This is a genomic window from Vibrio gangliei (assembly GCF_026001925.1).
In the GTDB taxonomy this organism is placed as follows: domain Bacteria; phylum Pseudomonadota; class Gammaproteobacteria; order Enterobacterales; family Vibrionaceae; genus Vibrio; species Vibrio gangliei.
In genome coordinates, this window is sequence record NZ_AP021869.1 from 2,100,886 (window position 1) to 2,119,211 (window position 18,326).

General features: G+C 43.3%; 15 protein-coding genes and 1 tRNA gene. 8 read left to right on the forward strand and 8 right to left on the reverse strand.

The genetic code is table 11. The annotated features are described in order from the left end of the window. Positions 1-82: 82 nt before the first annotated feature. The 4 genes from Vgang_RS09735 to Vgang_RS09750 form a co-directional block, all read right to left on the reverse strand. Positions 83-1,513 carry an NAD-dependent succinate-semialdehyde dehydrogenase gene (locus Vgang_RS09735; RefSeq protein WP_105900830.1) on the reverse strand — a complete coding sequence of 477 codons (1,431 nt, stop codon included), beginning with the start codon at positions 1,511-1,513 and terminating at the stop codon, positions 83-85. Between the two features lie 228 nt (positions 1,514-1,741). Further along, complete coding sequence (locus Vgang_RS09740; RefSeq protein ID WP_105900829.1) at positions 1,742-3,532, reverse strand: GtrA family protein; 1,791 nt, start codon at positions 3,530-3,532, stop codon at positions 1,742-1,744. After that, entirely contained in the window at positions 3,501-4,460 is a 960-nt protein-coding gene (locus tag Vgang_RS09745) for a glycosyltransferase family 2 protein (RefSeq protein ID WP_105900828.1), read from the reverse strand. Before Vgang_RS09745 ends, Vgang_RS09740 begins: the two co-directional genes overlap by 32 nt. Before the next feature lie 271 nt (positions 4,461-4,731). After that, positions 4,732-4,816: transfer RNA gene (locus Vgang_RS09750), tRNA-Leu, on the reverse strand. A 200-nt stretch (positions 4,817-5,016) separates the two neighbouring features. Between Vgang_RS09750 and Vgang_RS09755 the strand changes: the two genes are divergently transcribed. Continuing rightward, positions 5,017-5,502: an RDD family protein gene (locus Vgang_RS09755; RefSeq protein ID WP_105900827.1), complete on the forward strand. Its 486-nt coding sequence runs from the start codon at positions 5,017-5,019 to the stop codon at positions 5,500-5,502. Between the two features lie 57 nt (positions 5,503-5,559). On the opposite strand, the gene lptG is transcribed toward Vgang_RS09755, so the two are convergent. Both lptG and lptF read right to left on the reverse strand, forming a co-directional pair. Then, positions 5,560-6,633, reverse strand: a complete 1,074-nt coding sequence (gene lptG / locus Vgang_RS09760; RefSeq protein WP_105900826.1) for an LPS export ABC transporter permease LptG — start codon at positions 6,631-6,633, stop codon at positions 5,560-5,562. After that, positions 6,626-7,732: an LPS export ABC transporter permease LptF gene (gene lptF, locus Vgang_RS09765; protein ID WP_105900825.1), complete on the reverse strand. Its 1,107-nt coding sequence runs from the start codon at positions 7,730-7,732 to the stop codon at positions 6,626-6,628. Before lptF ends, lptG begins: the two co-directional genes overlap by 8 nt. 246 nt (positions 7,733-7,978) lie before the next feature. Here lptF and pepA point away from each other — a divergent pair, with 246 nt between their 5' ends. The 5 genes from pepA to Vgang_RS09790 all read left to right on the forward strand — a co-directional run bounded on the left by pepA (position 7,979) and on the right by Vgang_RS09790 (position 14,512). Further along, on the forward strand, positions 7,979-9,493 hold the full coding sequence (gene pepA, locus Vgang_RS09770; protein ID WP_105900824.1) for a leucyl aminopeptidase: 1,515 nt from the start codon (positions 7,979-7,981) through the stop codon (positions 9,491-9,493). A gap of 108 nt (positions 9,494-9,601) precedes the next feature. After that, positions 9,602-10,078 carry a DNA polymerase III subunit chi gene (locus Vgang_RS09775; protein ID WP_105900823.1) on the forward strand — a complete coding sequence of 159 codons (477 nt, stop codon included), beginning with the start codon at positions 9,602-9,604 and terminating at the stop codon, positions 10,076-10,078. 108 nt (positions 10,079-10,186) lie between these two features. Then, positions 10,187-13,045: a valine--tRNA ligase gene (locus Vgang_RS09780; RefSeq protein WP_105900822.1), complete on the forward strand. Its 2,859-nt coding sequence runs from the start codon at positions 10,187-10,189 to the stop codon at positions 13,043-13,045. Positions 13,046-13,430: 385 nt separating this feature from the next. Continuing rightward, entirely contained in the window at positions 13,431-13,886 is a 456-nt protein-coding gene (locus tag Vgang_RS09785; protein WP_105900821.1) for a DUF2061 domain-containing protein, read from the forward strand. A gap of 137 nt (positions 13,887-14,023) precedes the next feature. After that, positions 14,024-14,512, forward strand: coding sequence for a GNAT family N-acetyltransferase (locus tag Vgang_RS09790; protein ID WP_105900820.1), 489 nt, complete (start codon positions 14,024-14,026; stop codon positions 14,510-14,512). 37 nt (positions 14,513-14,549) lie between these two features. Here the strand turns inward: Vgang_RS09790 and Vgang_RS09795 are convergent, their stop codons facing one another. Both Vgang_RS09795 and rraB read right to left on the reverse strand, forming a co-directional pair. Continuing rightward, positions 14,550-15,356 (reverse strand): glycosyl hydrolase 2 galactose-binding domain-containing protein, encoded by an 807-nt coding sequence (locus Vgang_RS09795; RefSeq protein ID WP_105900819.1) that lies wholly within the window; start codon positions 15,354-15,356, stop codon positions 14,550-14,552. Positions 15,357-15,450: 94 nt separating this feature from the next. Continuing rightward, the gene (gene rraB / locus Vgang_RS09800) at positions 15,451-15,885 is read right to left on the reverse strand and encodes a ribonuclease E inhibitor RraB (protein ID WP_245879858.1); all 435 of its coding nucleotides are present in this window, start codon (positions 15,883-15,885) and stop codon (positions 15,451-15,453) included. Positions 15,886-16,112: 227 nt separating this feature from the next. On the opposite strand from rraB, the gene Vgang_RS09805 reads away from it, so the two are divergent. Further along, positions 16,113-17,117 (forward strand): ornithine carbamoyltransferase, encoded by a 1,005-nt coding sequence (locus Vgang_RS09805; protein WP_105900818.1) that lies wholly within the window; start codon positions 16,113-16,115, stop codon positions 17,115-17,117. A gap of 271 nt (positions 17,118-17,388) precedes the next feature. Further along, a complete protein-coding gene (gene pyrB, locus Vgang_RS09810; protein WP_105900817.1) occupies positions 17,389-18,318 on the forward strand; it encodes an aspartate carbamoyltransferase in 930 nt (309 codons plus the stop codon). The last annotated feature ends 8 nt before the right edge of the window (positions 18,319-18,326 follow it).

Genomic DNA, 18,326 nt, shown 5'->3' on the forward strand with positions numbered 1-18,326 from the left:
TCTCGGTTCTCGGTTCTCGGTTCTCGGTTCTCGGAGAGAGTATGACGGTGACGCTTACCGCCATACACATGATTGAAACGTTCTAACGTTCTAACCCACCAATACACACGTATTTGGTTTCTAGGTATTCTTCCAATCCTTCTTTTGCGCCTTCACGGCCATTACCCGATTGCTTCATGCCACCAAACGGCGCTACTTCGGTTGAGATAATCCCTTCGTTAACACCAACCATGCCGTATTCCAAATTATGCGCCACACGCCAGATACGGTTCATGTCTTGGCAGTAGAAGTAAGCGGCCAAGCCATAAATGGTATCGTTCGCCATCTCAATCATTTTTTCTTCCTCAGAAAAACGAATAATAGGTAATACAGGACCAAAGATTTCGCCTTGAACTAAAGGTCTATCGTGCTCGACGTCTACCAGCACCGTTGGCGCAACAAATTGACCATCAAGTACCTGCTCACGGTTAACTTGTTTAGCACCGCGTCCTTTGGCTTCTTCAATCAGATCGGACACGCGTTGCTTCGCTTCTTTGGTGATCAGCGGGCCAATATCGGTGCCTTCATCTAACCCATTTCCGACTTTGAGCTTATCGACCGCCTCAACCAACTTAGCGACAAATTCATCGTACACGGCATCTTGCACATAAAAACGATTCGCGCACACGCAAGTCTGCCCCGCGTTACGGAACTTGCTGGCAATCGCGCCTTGTACCGCACTATCGATATCCGCATCATCAAACACGATAAAGGGCGCATTACCGCCAAGCTCCATCGAGGTACGCTTAATGGTGGAAGCGCACTGCATTTGTAGTTTACGGCCCACCAGCGTTGAACCAGTGAAGGAAAACTTACGAACAGAAGGATGATAGGTAAACACCTCTCCCACATCATGAGAATTCTCGCCAACAACCATGCGCAATACGTCTTTAGGAATGCCGGCTTGATAGGCTAATTCTGCAACGGCAAACGCGGTTAATGGAGTGAGTTCAGAAGGCTTACAAATAAAACTGCAACCCGCTGCCAGAGCTGGTGCGGCTTTACGAGTAATCATTGCCAACGGGAAGTTCCACGGAGTAATCGCGGCAGCGACACCAATGGCTTGCTTAACGGTTAAAATGGTTTTGTCATTACTGGCTGAAGGAATGGTATTGCCATAAGCTCTGCGCCCTTCCTCCGCGAACCACTCAATGAAAGAAGCACCATAGCGCACTTCACCTAGCGATTCTTTAAGTGGCTTCCCACCCTCTAAAGTGATCAACATCGCCAGATCGTCTTCATTTTCTAAAATCAGCTGATGCCATTTTTTCATTAACTGACATCGTTCTGCCGCAGGACGCTTTTGCCACCCTTTTTGACCCGCTTCTAATTCTTGTACGTCATGTTCAATGCGCGCCTGGCATGACATCGGCAGCGTCGCTAATAAACTGTTATCGAATGGATTGAATACTTGCTGCCCTTTGCCATCGGTTAAGACTGAGGCGAGTAAAGTTTGATTTTTTATTTGCTTCATATTCGTTCCTTTTAATTATTCTGCACACTCAGTTTAGCTAAATAATTTAGACCTAAGTGAATAGGGTCTGGTGACCTTTAGTGATGATTTTCATAATGCGCTTCAAAAGTAAGAAAATCCACCTTAGAAAATAAGCACCACTGATAGCAACAATAAAAACAGACATCGACTAAAAACAAGCCCCGACCATTGGCCGGGGCAGAGAATGATTCATAGCAGCAGAAAACCCTAATCAAGACTCACAAATAGGACTCGACCTTCTGGTTTCACCTTAATATCACCGTTAACTTCAATACGAGGATCATTGATAATGTCTATCTTAGATCTCGGCCAACCATGTTTATACAAGTAAGGTTGAATAAAGTGGTAGCGCAGGTTGCTAGGAACTTTAAAAGCATTAGAACCGGTACGCTGCAACATAAACGCCGTCATTTTCGGCTCATCAACACTGATCACAACCTTGTCGAATTTCTCTGGGTGTTCGAAATTTTCACTGCCAGGGTGGGCCTCCATAATGCTGGCCATAATTTGACGCGTATTAGTATAGCCGTAGTTATAATCATGCATTTGATAACCGAGCGGTATAAACAGCAAAACCAATAACAAAGTTCGCCACTTATTGCTCTCAACCAACAACATCACCATCGCCAAACCTATTGGCAAGGTAATTCCAGAACGCAGCGGAACTTGAACCCCAAGAGGAAGCACACTGGCGTAAATAGAAAACACCACCAGCAACACGACAATACAATATTTAACATGTTGCTTTAGTGCCCATAATACGGTGCAAGCCAGTGGCAAATACAACCATCCACTCAACTCAGAAATATATAAAGCGTTACGCTCAAAATTGGCCGCACTTTTGGCAATATTATCCATCAAACTCGCCAAGTCAGTGGAAGGCGTAGAACGTCGCCAATGAGCAAACTGAATAAAGCTAGCATGATCAGAAAAAAAATAGCTATAGGCATACACAAGGCTATTGGCAACCAGATAACCAAGGACATAGCCCAATATCCAAACCGCCACAAAACTGGCTATTTCACGCCAACTCGCTGTGCGTAACGTCGATAAAAACAATAATGGCATTAAGAAATAAAACGCCGGATAAGTGGCAAACAGTAATACACCAGACACCAACAAAAATGCCGACGGATTAAACTTATCTTTCACATAAGCAAAAAAAGCCAACATTACACAACCGGGAACCAGCGTCATCGGCCATTTAAACAGCATGGTAAAATACGGCACATTGACGATTAACAAGCCAAAGCAAAGTGCAAACCAAGTGTCTTTTCTTATCCCAAGCGCCAATTTATAGCCAAAATAGAAAATGGCCGTATCACAGATGATCACAGCAAGAGAAGAAGGCATCTCACGTAAGCTATAAAACAAAGCAAAGTTAATCCAACGCCCTTCGGAAACAAACTTGTCGCTGTATCCAGTCATATAAGGTAATGCGTCGTGGGCAATATCTGAAAATACCGACATCTGTACGTTATACAAGGTTGCCGCCAATAAGATGATAAACAGCAACCACTGAGTTAATGCCCAAACATCAAAATAACGGCTCTCTTGTTTGAATACCGCAGCAAACCCTGACATTGAAAACCCTCGTGAAAATACTTGTCTATACCCAAGATAGTTAACCACCATGGATACTCCGACCGCTAAGACTTGAGCCAAATAAACCCACATAGAGAATCCTTCCACCAGCAAATAAAGCACACTGGTGGAGCACAGTAATGAGGTTAAATTAACCAAGCAAAATGGTATAAATTGCCCTGTTTTCTTATCGGCTTGAAACACAAAACTGCGATTTAACACATAGCTTATGAGCATCCCAATCCCATAAGACAACACAGACGCCACTAAATAGCGCCCAGAAAGCTGGTAAATCAAAATAAAGGCAAGATAGGCGGAAGCGGTATTGATAAGCCCAACCAAGCCAAACCTCAGCTTTTGCCCTAAATCATGATGAATAAAACTAGGCAGCATTTTGACGCGACTGTGCGGCATGGGCTTCTCGATCTTTTTTGATAATGTAAGCAGGACGATTTTTGGATTCGTTATAAATGCGGGCCACGTACTCACCTAGAATGCCAATTGAAATCAGTTGTACACCGCCCATAAACAATATCGATACCAAAATGGAAGTCCAACCGGACACCCAATGATCAGTCATTAAGCGTACATACACGGAATACAACAACATCAACAGGGCAATACCGGAGCAGACAAACCCCAACATAATTGACAGTTTTAGAGGCTTAACAGAAAACGACAAAATGCCATCAATACCGAACTTAATCATTTTAGTCAGCGGGTATTTGGATTCACCAGCAAATCGAGCCGCACGTTCATAACTGATGGAGGTTTGATTAAAGCCAATCCAACTCACCATACCTCGAATAAAACGGGCTTTTTCAGGCATCGCATTTAAATGATCGACCACTTGGCGATCCATCAAACGAAAGTCTCCGGTATCAAGAGGAATAGGCACTTCCGATAAACCGTCTAATAAGCGATAAAACAACTTAGCAGACCAACGTTTAAATGCAGATTCACCTTCACGGCTAAGGCGTGTGGCGTACACCACATCAAAACCTTGCTGCCATTTATCGATCATGTCAGCAATCAACTTAGGAGGATCTTGCAGATCAGCATCGATCAACACCACAGCATCACCTGTACTGATTTCAAGCCCAGCACTGACCGCTTGTTGATGACCAAAATTACGAGAGAAAGATAAAGTACGGATATTGTCATGCTGCCGGCTATGTGCGAGCAATTTAGCTTCGGTATCATCCGCACTGCCATCATTCACAAAAATTAACTCAAAGACATAACCCTCAATATTTTGCGTAACTGAAAGCAACTCAGCAACCGTTGCATCAATGACTTCACTTTCATTAAAACAAGGTACAACAATCGAAACCGTTTTCATAAATCCCCCACAAATAAACACCAAAACAAGTGCGAGTCGTATTACTTTTCTAATAAAAAGAAAGGCATAAACAGGAGCGAGTAAACGACATCAAAAAGCCACACAGAATGTAACAATTTGTATCTAAGATAATTCAAATTAATAAAGAGTCACGAAATAAATGCAAGTTTGTCGCAGTTTTTACAATGGAGACATTGAGCTGACAGAGAAGAAATAGAGAAAAGATAAATGCAAAAAAGGCGTTCACTTTCATGAACGCCTTTCTTAAATTTGGTAGCGGTGGGCGGACTTGAACCGCCACGCCCGAAGGCAACGGATTTTGAATCCGTCGTGTATACCAATTTCACCACACCGCCAAATTGTCACCTTGCGAATTATTCATCGCTAAGGAATGATTGGAATTATACGTATGCATTTAAGGCGCGCAAGTGTTAAATGTACAAATTGATTCAATCGCCGATATTTTCACCATAAATGCTAGCTTGATACATTTTTGTACTTTAAATCCCCTATTCAACTCGCTATTCTGCTTTCAAACTTTGCAATTAGAACACTTATGAATTCGACAACTCAAGTAAAACCAGCTGGCTTTTTACGCCGTTTGGCCGCCATTTTTTATGATGCTTTGATTATTATCGCAATTGAAATGATTGCGGTCGGTGTGGTGATTGCGACCATGGAAGCTCTGTTATCGCAAGGTGTCATTAACTACGGTTCCTATATAGATGCCAGCGACTTACTCAATCATCACCCTGTGTGGAGCATTGTATTTCATCTTTATATTGCAGCTGTTTGGGTGGGGTTTTTAAGCTTCTTTTGGATGAAAGGTCAAACGCTTGGCATGCGTGCATGGAAGTTACGAGTACAAAATGAAGATGGCAGCAATATTGGCTTTGGACAATCGCTGTTGCGAGCTGCAACTTCTTTCCTTGGTCTGGGAAATATCACAGTCTTGTTTGATCCAGAAAAACGTGCGTTGCAAGACATGTGGTCAAAATGCCAAGTCGTACACCTACCTCATGTTGATTACGCTAAACGCTAACAAAAGACACCAACGAAAAAGGGATACCGCATGGTATCCCTTTTTTAAGTTCGGCGGTTACGCTTTTCGTCTCATCAGCATGATAGCGACCGCTAAGAATATCAGGCTTGGTGCCAGTGCCCCTATTATCGGCGGTATACCATACACCAAACTCATTGGTCCAAATACTTCACTAGAAATATAGAAAGTAAAGCCCGCAATTACACCAGATAAAATACGTGCGCCCATAGTCACACTACGCAGTGGGCCAAATACAAACGACAGCGCCATCAACATCATCACCGCTATCGATAATGGCTGAAATACTTTACGCCAAAATGCCAAATCGTAACGCGAAGCATCTTGCTCAGACTCTTTCAAATAAGTCACATAGCTATACAAGCCAGTCATAGATAATTCTTCAGGCTTAACCGTAACCACTGCGAGCTTATCCGGCGTTAGTGTCGTTTGCCATTCGTAGTTACCAATATTTTCTTTTGTCAGTTGAACATCGTTATCCATTTTAGTGATTTGAACGTCTTTCATCATCCAACGGTTATCATCTTCATAACGCACGACTTTCGACACTAAAATATCATTTAATTTTTTATTTTCATTGAATTGCCAGATGGTCACCGCATCAAGCTCATGCTCACCATTAACACGACCAATATAAATGAAATTATTGCCATCTCGGGCCCAAACTCCATTTTGAACCGATACAATATCTCCACCAGCAATCGCCATGGCTCGAGAATCACGCGCTAATTTTTGCGCTTGCGGCGAGCCCCATTCCCCAAGAACCATTACCATCAACATCAAAGGAACCGCGGTTTTTAATACCGACATACCGATGTTTAACTTAGAAAAGCCTGAAGCTTGCATAACTACGAGCTCAGAACTGGCCGCTAACATACCAAGACCAATAAGCGCGCCTAGTAATGCCGCCATAGGGAAGAACATTTCAATATCACGAGGAATACTTAATACCACGAAGTACAAGGCTTCCATTAAATCGTATGTGCCTCTGCCGACTTTACGTAACTGTTCTACATATTTAATGATCGCAGACAAGCCAACCAAAGTAGCTAAGCATAAAGACGAAGTGGCAATGATGGTTCGGCCAATATACCAATCAAGAATTTTAAACACGGCTCAACTTCCTTTTTCTTAATTTGTCTCTTAGGCCACGCACAAATAAGCTATCTAAACTATTGAGAATAATACCTGCAATTAATAAGCAACCATTGATAAGCCACATGCCTAATCCAGCGGGCACACTACCATCTTCAATTGCCGATTTCATTGCACTGATGGCTAAGAAATAAGCCAAATAAATCAGAACCGCTGGGCCTAACTTAGCAAAGCGACCTTGGCGCGGGTTCACCGCCGACAGTGGCACGACCACCAAAGTTAAAAGTGGGATACATACAATCAGGGTCATTCGCCATTGCAATTCAGCTTTTGCTTCAAGGTTACCTTGACCGATAAGATCTAACGTTGGAATCGCTTCCCATTTACGCTTTTTCTTTTTAGCTTCACGTTGACCGATTAAGGCTGAATATTCATCGTAATTGGTATTTCGATAATCCAATGAGTTTGGAATACCTTCATAACGAGTACCATCTTTTAGTGTGAGCATCTGTCGGCCATCAGGGAACTCTTGTACCACGCCCGATGAAGCAAACATGACGCTAGGGCGGATGGAATCACGAGGCTGAGCTTGCGCGACAAACACGTTGGTAAGTTTTTTGTCTTTAATATCATCAACAAACACAACCGCACTGCCGTCTGGTGATTGTTGGAATTGACCTTTTTTAAGTAAGTCGACACTGCTTGTAGTCGCCACTTGCTCCATAAGCTGTGTCACTTTTTCTTGGCTCCAAGGAGAAAGCCACAAAGAATTCACAGCGGCAATAACGCCAGTAATGATAGCGAGATACAAGGCGGCTTGAACAAGGAATTTATTACCAATACCAGTGGCGTTCATCACCGTGATTTCACTTTCTGCGTATAAGCGACCAAAGGTAAGTAAAATACCTACATATAAACTTAAAGGCAGCATTAATAAGCCCATTGCAGGCATGTTCAACCCAACAATCGACATAATCATATTGGCAGGAATGTCACCATCAGACGCATCAGCCAATACGCGGATAAATTTTTGGCTTAAAAACACCAAAAAAAGCACGAAAAAGACGGCGAACTGGCTTTTGAGTGTTTCACGGATCAAATATCTAACAATAATCACGCAGCATTACCTATACAAAACTTGTTTTTTTGACGGAATCACTATAGTTTTCCGATGAGTCTATTATTTTTAATATTTTTTAACTATATTAATCTGTAAATATCGAGTGAATTTTCTTAGATTACTCGATTCACTATTCGACTAAATTTTGTGTTGCTTAATTCTAGCTCAGTTTACCGACTGATAAGCAAGATAAAGCATTATCCAACATTTAGTTCTATTTGTCTTTAGGATGTAGGAGTACGCATGGAGTTCAGTGTAAAAAGTGGCAGCCCAGAGAAACAACGCAGCGCTTGTATCGTTGTCGGTGTATTTGAGCCACGTCGCCTTTCTCCTGTCGCAGAACAACTCGATAAAATCAGCGACGGCTATATCAGTTCATTATTGCGCCGAGGTGATCTCGAAGGAAAACCAGGCCAAATGTTATTATTACACCAAGTACCAGGCATGTTGTCAGAGCGTGTTCTTTTAGTTGGTTGTGGTAAAGAACGCGAACTGGGTGAACGTCAGTACAAAGATATTATCCAAAAAACCATCGGTACCTTGAATGATACCGGCTCAATGGAAGCAGTATGCTTTTTAACAGAGCTGCATGTCAAAGGTCGTGACACCTATTGGAAAGTTCGCCAAGCGATTGAATCCACTAAAGACAGTTTGTACACCTTTGATCAATTCAAAAGCAATAAGCCAGAAACTCGCCGTCCATTACGTAAATTGGTCTTTAACGTCCCAACTCGTCGTGATTTAAACCTAGGCGAAAAAGCCATTGCACACGGACTTGCCGTCGCATCCGGTGTTAAAGCCTGTAAAGATCTTGGCAACATGCCACCCAACGTAGCTAACCCAGCTTACCTTGCTTCTCAAGCTCGTCGCCTTGCCGATGAATTTGACACCATCACTACCAAAGTGATCGGTGAAGAAGAAATGGAAAAACTCGGCATGCACTCTTACCTAGCGGTCGGTCGTGGCTCTCGTAATGAGTCCATGATGTCGGTTATCAGCTATAAAGGTAATCCAGATCCTGAAGCCAAGCCGATTGTTTTAGTTGGTAAAGGTTTAACCTTCGATTCAGGTGGCATTTCATTAAAACCAGGCGAAGGCATGGATGAAATGAAGTACGACATGTGTGGCGCAGCTTCAGTCTTTGGCACCATGAAAGCATTGGCTAAACTTAACCTACCAATTAATGTGGTTGGTGTTTTAGCTGGCTGTGAAAACATGCCGGGCAGCAATGCTTATCGCCCTGGTGATATTTTGACTACCATGTCAGGCCAAACGGTTGAAGTACTTAACACCGATGCGGAAGGTCGCTTAGTGTTATGTGATGCCTTAACCTACGTTGAGCGTTTTGACCCGGATTGTGTTATCGATGTGGCCACACTCACCGGTGCTTGTGTGATTGCCCTAGGTCATCACATCAGCGGTGTTGTTGCTAACCACAACCCGCTTTCGCATGAAATTGTGAACGCTTCTGAACAAGCGGGTGACCGTGCATGGCGTTTACCAATGGCAGACGAATATCAAGAACAGCTCAATAGCCCATTTGCTGATATGGCGAATATCGGTGGCCGCCCAGGTGGTGCGATCACCGCGGGCTGTTTCTTATCTCGTTTTACTAAGAAATATAACTGGGCTCACTTAGATATTGCTGGGACAGCTTGGAAATCTGGCGCACAGAAAGGTTCAACCGGTCGCCCTGTTCCTCTGCTTGTTCAGTTCTTAGTGAACCGCTCTTCTGGCTCACAAATTCTTGAAGAATAATCTGAGCAATTAAGAGTAAGATGAAACAACAGATCATCTCTATCTGTTGAACGATTGGGGCCAAGCGGCCCCTTTCCTGTTTTTATTATCGAGCGTATAAATCCCTTTATGGCAATCGCAACCTTCTACATTATTGAGCCAGACAGCCCTCAAGATACACTTGATGGACGAATAGCTTATGCGATTTATCTTGCCTGTTACTTTGCCAAGCAAGGTGCCAAGGTGTATCTCCATGCGCATGATAAAACTCAAGCTGAAGCCATCGATGAAGCGTTGTGGCAGCAAGAACCTACAAACTTTCAAGCTCACAACTTAATTGGCGAAGGGCCTCATTACGGCACCCCCATCGAGATTGGTTACCACGAAGCAAGGCCACATCGTAATCGTCAGATCGTCATTAACATGGCGGATAATGAGACAAATTTTGCCCAGACCTTTGCACAAGTGGTAGACTTCGTCCCTTGCGAACAAAAAGCAAAGCAACAAGCACGAGAAAGGTATAAAATCTACCGACAAGCTGGCTTTGAAATGCAGACAATAAATATTGAAAACGTTACTCGAAGCTCGGAAGAGAAAAGCACGTAAATCGAGAAAGCTTTAATTTGAATATCGAGAAGCGAAGCGATCAAGCAACGAGAAGCGAAGCGCTCGAACTCCGTAATTTCACGCTCACAGTATTAGTAAAAGAAGACTATGGAAAAGACATACAACCCAACATCAATTGAACAGGCGCTATATCAGCGTTGGGAAGAGGCTGGTTACTTTAAGCCTCACGGTGACACATCAAAAGACGCGTACAGCATCATGATCCCGCCACCGAACGTCACTGGTAGCCTTCACATGGGTCACGCTTTCCAAGACACCATTATGGATACGCTTATCCGTTGTGAGCGCATGAAAGGCAAAAACACCTTATGGCAAGTCGGTACTGACCACGCTGGTATCGCCACTCAAATGGTGGTTGAGCGTAAAATTGCAGCCGAAGAAGGTAAAACCAAGCACGATTACGGTCGTGATGCGTTCATCGACAAAATCTGGGAATGGAAAGGCGAATCTGGCGGTACCATTACTAAGCAATTACGTCGTTTAGGTGCATCAGTAGACTGGGATCGCGAACGCTTTACCATGGATGCGGGCCTATCAAATGCCGTACAAGAAGTGTTTGTTCGCTTGTACCAAGAAGACTTAATTTACCGTGGCAAACGCCTAGTAAACTGGGATCCAAAACTGCACACCGCTATTTCTGATCTTGAAGTAGAAAACAAAGATAAAAAAGGCCACATGTGGCACTTCCGTTACCCACTTGCTGATGGCGTAAAAACAGCGGAAGGCAAAGACTACATCGTGGTAGCAACCACTCGCCCAGAAACGGTTCTTGGTGATACCGGTGTGGCTGTTAACCCTGAAGATCCACGTTATAAAGATTTAATTGGCAAAGAAATCATTCTACCCATCGTCAACCGCCGCATTCCTATCGTTGGTGATGAGCACGCGGATATGGAAAAAGGCACAGGGTGTGTGAAGATCACTCCTGCGCACGATTTCAATGACTATGAAGTCGGCAAACGCCACCAACTTCCAATGATCAACGTACTGACGTTTGACGCCAACATTCGTGATGCAGCGGAAGTATTCAATAGCAACGGCGAAGCCAGCGACGTTTACAGCACAGACATTCCTGCTCAATACCAAGGTTTAGAGCGTTTTGCTGCGCGTAAAGCTTTAGTGGCAGAAATGGACACTCTTGGTCTACTTGATGAAATCAAAGATCACGACCTAACCGTGCCTTATGGTGACCGTGGTGGCGTAGTAATTGAACCTATGCTGACCGACCAATGGTACGTGCGCGCTGCAACCTTAGCTGAGCCAGCAGTAAAAGCGGTTGAAGATGGCGATATCCAATTCGTACCAAAACAATATGAAAATATGTACTTCTCTTGGATGCGTGATATTCAAGATTGGTGTATTTCTCGCCAGCTTTGGTGGGGTCACCGTATTCCGGCTTGGTATGACAACGACGGCAATGTTTACGTTGGTCGCACTGAAGAAGAAGTTCGTGAGCAAAATAACCTAGCACCAGTGGTCGTGTTACGCCAAGATGATGACGTACTCGATACTTGGTTCTCTTCTGCACTTTGGACATTTGGTACATTAGGCTGGCCAGAAGAAACGCCAGAGCTAAAAACATTCCACCCATCTGATGTGTTGGTAACAGGCTTTGACATCATCTTCTTCTGGGTTGCTCGTATGATCATGATGACCATGCACTTCTGTAAAGATGAAAATGGCAAGCCTCAAGTCCCATTCAAAACCGTTTACGTGACCGGTCTTATCCGTGATGAAAACGGCGATAAAATGTCGAAATCAAAAGGCAACGTACTTGACCCAATCGACATGATCGACGGTATTGATCTTGAGTCTTTAGTTGAAAAACGTTGTGGCAACATGATGCAACCGCAACTTGCGAAGAAGATCGAGAAAAATACGCGTAAAACATTCGAAAACGGCATTGAACCATACGGTACTGACGCATTGCGCTTTACTCTCGCAGCCATGGCTTCAACCGGTCGTGATATTAACTGGGATATGAAGCGTCTTGAAGGTTACCGTAACTTCTGTAACAAACTATGGAACGCCAGCCGTTACGTATTGATGAACACAGAAGATCAAGATTGTGGTTTTGCAGCAGATGCTGAACTGGAATACTCATTAGCCGACAAGTGGATCGAAGCGCAGTTTGAAATTGCCGCTAAGGAATTCAACGCGCACATTGATAACTTCCGTTTAGATATGGCGGCCAACACTCTGTATGAATTCATCTGGAACCAATTCTGTGACTGGTATTTAGAATTAACGAAACCTGTTCTATGGAAAGGCACAGAAGCGAAACAACGCGCAACTCGTCGTACTTTGATTACGGTACTTGAGAAAACGCTACGTCTAGCGCACCCAGTTATTCCATATATCACAGAATCTATCTGGCAAAGCGTTAAACCGCTTGTTGAAGGGGTTGAAGGTGAAACCATCATGACTCAGGCTCTGCCTCAGTTTGATGAAAGCAACGTTGATGAAAAAGCCCTTCACGACATCGAGTGGGTCAAACAATTCATCACTTGCATTCGTAACCTACGTGCAGAATACGATATCGCGCCAAGCGTACCACTTTCTGTCATGCTCAAAGCCGATGCTATCGATGCGAAACGTCTTGAAGACAACCTAGCGGTATTAAGCTCGCTAGGTAAGCTAGAAGATGTGAAAGTTCTTGCGGAAGGCGAAGCGACGCCAGCTTGTGCAACGGCACTTGTTGGTAAATCGACCATTATGATCCCAATGGCTGGTTTGATTGATAAAGACGCTGAGCTCGCGCGTTTAGATAAAGAAGTAGCGAAAACTCACGGTGAGATCAAACGCATCGAAGGCAAGCTAAACAACCAAGGCTTTGTTGCAAAAGCACCTGAAGCCGTTGTAGCAGCAGAACGAGCCAAACTAGAAGGTTATCAAGAAACCTTAGTGAAACTGGAAGAGCAAAAAGCGACCATCGCAGCACTATAAAGCAGCGAAATTCACTTTCTCGGCGCGATACCGCTCGTCACTTCAAAAAATTAAAGGCTAACCTTCGGGTTGGCCTTTTTTATCCTCCATGATTCAGCCATATTTTTCGTTAACAAACCTTAGCTAAAACAAAATCATTCACTTCCTATTCCACCTTTGGCAACGCAAGCTAACTAATTAATTTTAAAGAAAAAACACTTATAGAAAAGCTATTATAAACCGGGCACAAATAACACATATTATTTGCAAGGAATTGGTTAATGATTGGTTGATCTGGATTAATAGTCATTACCTATCAAATAAATAACTGATTCCTTACTTTACGTAATGATAATTATTCGCAATAATAACCTTAACCAAGCAAGATTGCTTATCTGGGGGAATTATGAAAAAGACACTGACTTTTGCGGTATTACACTTTAGCGTTGCATTCACATTAGCGTATGTATTAACAGGCGATATTATCATTGGTAGCTTGATCGCTATGACTGAACCTATGATCAATACCGTAGCCTTCTATTTCCATGAAAAAGTATGGCAAAGTAAAAAACTTCACCGAATTGCACTGATGTCGCCAAGCCGTAAAACCGCCAGTTTTGCCGTGCTGCACTTCAGCGTTGCATTTACTGTGGTTTATTTCTTAACCGGTGACTTATTCGTTGGGGGCTTAATGGCCGCGTTAGAGCCAACCATTAACACCGTTGTATTCTACTTCCATGAACGCTTATGGATTCTTAACGAGAAAGCGAAAGTGACTTTACATTGTCACCATAAAGAATTGCACCAGCACAGCAATGAGATTACAGAACCTCAACAAAACGAAAGCAACATTTACTTATAAATCTTAATGTATTAAACCATCCCCTGCATTCCTTAGCCCACCGCCATTGGTGGGCTTTTCATTACCCTCCCAAGATGACAAGACCAAACGAATCCGTTATAAAAGATGTTTTGAACCTTAATAAGATAAGCATATTAATGACTTTGCATATTCGCCCAATCCAACCTTCAGACAACCCTCATATCGCTCAAGTCATCCGTGACGTGTCCGCTGAGTTTGGTCTCACCGCCGACAAAGGCTATAGCGTAGCCGATCCAACCCTAGATACTTTATTTGAAGTGTACCAAGTGCCAAAATCTCAATACTGGGTTCTGATTAATGAGCAAAACAACATTGTCGGTGGTGCAGGTATTGCGCCTTTGGCTGGTATGCCTGAAGTGTGTGAATTGCAAAAAATGTACATGCTTAATAGCGCTCGAGGGAAAGGGCTTGCTCAAAAACTGATAGACCAGTGCTTACATCAAGCAAAGCGCCTCGGCTATAAACAGTGCTATTTAGAGTCAACAGCTGAGCTTAAAGCCGCCCTGACTTTATATGAAAAAAACGGCTTTCAACACTTGGATGCCCCTTGGGGAAATACCGGTCATAGTGACTGTGAAGTGGTGATGGCTAAAATCTTGTCATAACAGAGATACATCAAAGAGAAAGGCATTGAATACACAATCATAACGGAAAATGGCGGACACTTTGCGTTTCAGAAAGCGCCACATCAAACTTGAAGTGGTAACCATCTAAATGCACATACAGCTCAGTGCTGCCAGATAATGGTTGGTTACTATCTCTATCAATAACGGCTTGCTTCGGTGCATCTACCTGAAAAATCGCTGTCACATGATCATTACGCATATCCAAAGGTATGGTGTATGTCATACCTTCATATTTAATATTCGTCGACACAAGGCCTGGTTTTAGCGTGTGATAATAAACATCGACTTTTAACTCACACCCACCACCGTGATGCCAAATCTGCTCTGTTACCACATGCTGTAAACGCACGTTTTTGACTAAGCGCAGAAATGGCGTACAGGCAATTCCCATCGGGGTAAAGTGAGTCTTAGCGGGTATTTCACCAAGATGACAGACTGAATTCACTTCATCGATCAAATCATCATCATCCGGCTCTAAAAACAAAATTTCGATTCGATTTCGACCTAGTGCCAAATACTCTTTAATGTCTTTTTGATAGCGATACTGGCTACCATCGCAATCAAAAACCGCTACGCCACTGACACGGACTTCGGCATACCCTTCAATGCCATCAATAACCAAATCAATACCAGAAAGCGCTAACATAGCCTCATCAACTTCAATGTCATGCATCAAATGCCATTCTTGTTGCTTAATGTTTTCTTCACTGAGCGTATCAGGTAACACGGAACTTAAAGCAGCCGGAAAAGTAATATCGGTTTGGGGGATAGAAAGATCCGTCAAAGGTGAAAGCTGCCATAAGCCATCAAGTTGAAAATGCATAATCGTCCATGAATGTATTGGGTTTCGTTGAATCTAGATTAGATACAAAAATACCAGCAACAAGGCTGGTACTTTTTAACCGACGAATGAAAACTTACTCAGCGTCGTAATCGTCGTTTTCTTCATCATAAATGGCGTCTTCACCTTCGTAGAAAGTGCCCCAACCATCGTAAATGATGTCGTATTTTTCAGCCAAGTTCACCAGCTTTTCGACTTGCTCATCAATCAGATTTGCATCTAAAGCAGACTGCATAATAGCATCACAACATAATACCTTAGAACCATCTTCGTCTTCTGTTTCTTCAGCTTCTAACACTTCAAAGCCCATTTTAAAGGCTTCGATAACCGCTTTTTCTAGTGTTTCGAAATCTTCAGCAAACAAATGATGCTCAATATCATAAAGTGCATCAGGATCACTGCCATCTTCAATCAATGCTGCGATAATTTCACGTGTTTCTTCTTTTTGAAATTCAATCAGTTCTTCAACCGACATGTAGTCGTCTTGCATAGATTGATCGTTGTTAGACATAACCAGGCTCCAATCGTGAGGCTCAAACAAAATATATAGCTGATATTTTGCCATGAAACCAACAACTAATCACCTTTTTGCACGAGAGCAACAATGATTTCCTATCCTTAGACAAGTATGGCATTCTGATTCATTCAAATTAGCTCAAAACTATATAAATAAAAATTCACATTATTGGCATTTTTATGTAGAGTTTATTTTTACACTCAATCAACAAGGACGTGTTTATGGCTTTCAACTTACGTAACCGCCACTTTTTAAAATTACTGGATTTCACACCAAAAGAAATTGAATTCTTATTAAGTCTCTCTCGTGATCTAAAACGTGCCAAATACGCAGGTTGTGAAAAGAAAACACTGGTTGGAAAGAATATCGCGTTAATCTTTGAAAAGTCTTCCACTCGTACTCGCTGTGCTTTCGAAGTTGCGGCATTCGATCAAGGCGCTCAAGTCTCATATCTTGGCCCATCAGGCTCACAAATTGGCCATAAAGAGTCAATGAAAGACACGGCACGTGTATTAGGCAGAATGTACGATGGCATTGAGTATCGTGGTTACGGCCAAGCCATTGTTGAAGAATTAGCAGTACACGCAGGCGTGCCCGTTTGGAATGGCCTGACGGATGAATTCCATCCAACCCAAATCTTAGCGGATTTCCTTACGATGCAGGAATACAGCCAAGATAAGAATTTGAATGACATTTCGTTTGCTTACTTAGGCGATGCGCGGAATAACATGGGCAACTCTCTCATGGTAGGCGCAGCAAAAATGGGCATGGATATTCGCCTGGTCGCTCCTAAAGCCTTTTGGCCTGAAGAATCACTGGTTCAAACCTGCCAAGAAATTGCCAAAACCACTGGCGCTAAAATCACGCTTACGGAAGAAGTCAAAGAAGGCGTTCACGGCTGTGATTTCCTTTATACCGACGTTTGGGTTTCGATGGGTGAAGCAGCGGAAGCCTGGGATGAGCGCGTCGCATTAATGACGCCGTATCAAATCAATATGGATGTCATCAAGGCAACAGGGAATTCCGATGTGAAATTCATGCACTGCTTACCCGCTTTCCATAACGATGAAACCACCGTTGGCAAAGAAGTGGCCGACAAATACGGCATGAAAGGATTAGAAGTGACCGAAGAGGTGTTCGAATCCGATTACTCCATCGTATTCGACCAAGCGGAAAACCGCATGCACACCATCAAAGCGGTGATGGTGGCTACCTTAGGTCAATAGTCACTGAATGAATTCGTAGTCAGATCAAGACTGACTGAATTAGTCAAAAACCAGTGAAGCAATCGCTTGCGATCGCCTTGTTTGGGAGTATAATTTGCCCAACTAACAAGGAGTAACTATGCGACTGCAACATCACAATCATTCATTGAATAACGGGCCTTTTTGCTTGTTAGATGTTGTTATTGCTGTTATTCCTTCATGATCAAGCCTCCTTTATTGGGGGCTTTTTTGTATCTGAAGCTATATTAAAGCGTGAATCTAAGGACAAATCATGGCGAACTCGCTCTATCAAAAGCACATTATTTCTATTCCTGAACTGTCTCGTCAGGAGCTTGAATTGATCGTTCAAACCGCAGCTCAAATTAAAGATGAGCCTCAACCAGAATTGATTAAAGGAAAAGTGGTCGCTAGCTGTTTTTTTGAACCTTCAACGCGTACCCGCCTATCCTTTGAAACCGCCATTCAACGTATCGGCGGCAGCGTGATTGGCTTTGATAACGCGGGCAATACATCACACGCTAACAAGGGCGAAACCTTAGCCGATTCAATCCGCATTATTTCTTCTTACGTTGATGCCTTTGTCATGCGTCACCCACAAGAAGGTGCGGCGCGTTTGGCGTCTGAATTTTCCAATGGCACACCCATTATCAATGCGGGTGACGGTTCTAACCAGCACCCGACTCAAACCTTGTTGGATTTGTACAGCATCTACGAAACTCAAGGCACGCTCGATAACATCAGCATTGCCTTTGTTGGCGATTTGAAATATGGCCGAACCGTCCACTCTCTGACTCAAGCGCTGGCGAAATTCAACAATGTGCGTTTCTACTTTGTGGCCCCTGAAGCCTTGGCCATGCCGGATTACTTATGTGAAGAACTGGACGATGCTGGCATTCAATACAGCCTGCATACTGATATGGATGAAGTGATCCCTGAGCTGGATATTTTATACATGACGCGCGTTCAAAAAGAGCGCTTTGATGAATCTGAATACGCGCACATTAAATCGGCTTACATCTTAACCGCCGCCGCTTTAGAGCCCGCTAAGAGCAATTTAAAAGTGCTTCATCCACTACCACGAGTCGATGAAATCACAGTGGATGTCGATAAAACTCCATACGCTTATTATTTCCAACAAGCAGAAAATGGTGTTTACGCTCGCACCGCTCTGCTCGCTCTAGTTTTAAACCAAACCTTATAATCACGAGG